The sequence below is a fragment of the Burkholderia sp. ABCPW 11 genome, assembly GCF_001523445.1.
In the GTDB taxonomy this organism is placed as follows: Bacteria; Pseudomonadota; Gammaproteobacteria; order Burkholderiales; family Burkholderiaceae; genus Burkholderia.
In genome coordinates, this window is sequence record NZ_LOVM01000012.1 from 1 (window position 1) to 1,490 (window position 1,490).

General features: G+C 54.7%; 1 protein-coding gene. It reads left to right on the forward strand.

The window, feature by feature from the left end:
- Window positions 1-281 precede the first annotated feature (281 nt).
- On the forward strand, window positions 282-1,304 hold the full coding sequence (locus WS61_RS32675; protein WP_095211613.1) for an EAL domain-containing protein: 1,023 nt from the start codon (window positions 282-284) through the stop codon (window positions 1,302-1,304).
- Window positions 1,305-1,490: the final 186 nt, after the last annotated feature.

Below are 1,490 nucleotides of genomic sequence, written 5' to 3' on the forward strand. Positions count from 1 at the left end.
CTCGCGTCTGGTCGCCTGAACCGGAGCATACGCATGTCGGACTCCAATGCCCGTCAAGCGCCCGGCGAGGGCAAGCGCCTCACCGCCGGCCAGCCGTTGGGAAGAAAGTGTGTCGTCGGTAGATTCGCGCTGAATTCGTCGTGCCTCATTACGCCTGGAACGCAACATCGCGCTGTTGAGTGCACGGAGGTGTCGTGATCCGATGCGAACATGTACTGGCCCAACATGCTGCTGGACGAGATCCACGGCGGCAACTGAATTCAGACACGAGGGCAGCAGGCATGGTACTGGCTGCGATTGCTCAAGACAGAGTGGTATTGCATGCTCAACCGATATTGAGCCTGAATGGCGATGAAGAGCCGCTATATTGCGAGTGTCTGGTGAGAATACTTGGAGACCACAACCGAGTAACGTATCCGTCAGCGTTCATTAGCAGTCTGGAACGCCTTGGGCTCATGCGCTTCCTGGACCGCTACGTTGTCGGGATGGCCATTGAATTTATGGAGTCGAACATTGACTTTCGTCTGGGGGTCAATATTTCTGCGCAAAGTGCAAATGAGATCCAGTGGTGGGATTCAATCCTTCAGCGGCTTGCGGGAAGACCCGATATCGCTAGTCGCCTAGTCGTGGAGATTACCGAAACCACGCAACTGTCCCCCGTCTCGGGCCACGTGCTTGTTGAACGCTTGCAGCAGATCGGCTGCAGAATCGCCGTGGACGATTTAGGTGATGGATTCAGCATCGAGAACAGTGCAAGGATCGTGTCACCCGACGTCATCAAGATTTCCGGGCGGATGTTACCGAAAAATGGCTCCGATGAGGTACGTGTCGATCAGTTTGAAGAATTGGTAACTCGCGCGGGACGTCATGCACCGCAGATTGTGGTGGAGGGTATAGAAAGTGCCGAATTGCTGCGCGTTGCCGCGTTGGCCGGTGCAAATTGGGTGCAAGGCTACTACGTCGGAAGGCCTCGCCACTTGGGGAAAACGAAGAACTCGAATGGCCGATCAGTGAACCGATCGGTGATGCAATTCAAGCGCATTGCAGATGCTTTGATTGACCCCCATGTGGACGAAAAGACGCGTCGCGAAGTGGAAATTGCATATGCAGTTGGACTTGCGAGTGCGTTATACGGTCGACACTCTGCCATCGCGGCTGGTTTGCGCAGCAGCTTGATAAAAGTCACGCGCACGATGAAAGAGCGTCCGGTTGCTTCAGCACAATTGTTACGGTGTTTTGCCATGCTTGGTCGGCTCAATGGACACGGATTGGCTGGCTCAATAGGATCAAGAGTCAGCTCATGATTGTGCGACGACGGTACGCAGGGCAACGAACTTCTGTTATGAAAATTTTCTCAATCTAGAGGAATGCATGGCAAGGGCAGGGCACCACTCGAAATCTTGCACTAGCAAACGTCTCGTCGTCGGCGTGTCGCTGTTCGTGCGCGGCGCCGGCCAGTCGCTGTGGGAAAACGGCATTTTCCAGAACTG

What these genes read in the sequence shown, in the direction of transcription:
- WS61_RS32675 (WP_095211613.1), top strand. Translation starts at nt 282, where the DNA reads ATGGTACTGGCTGCGATTGCTCAAGACAGAGTGGTATTGCATGCTCAA.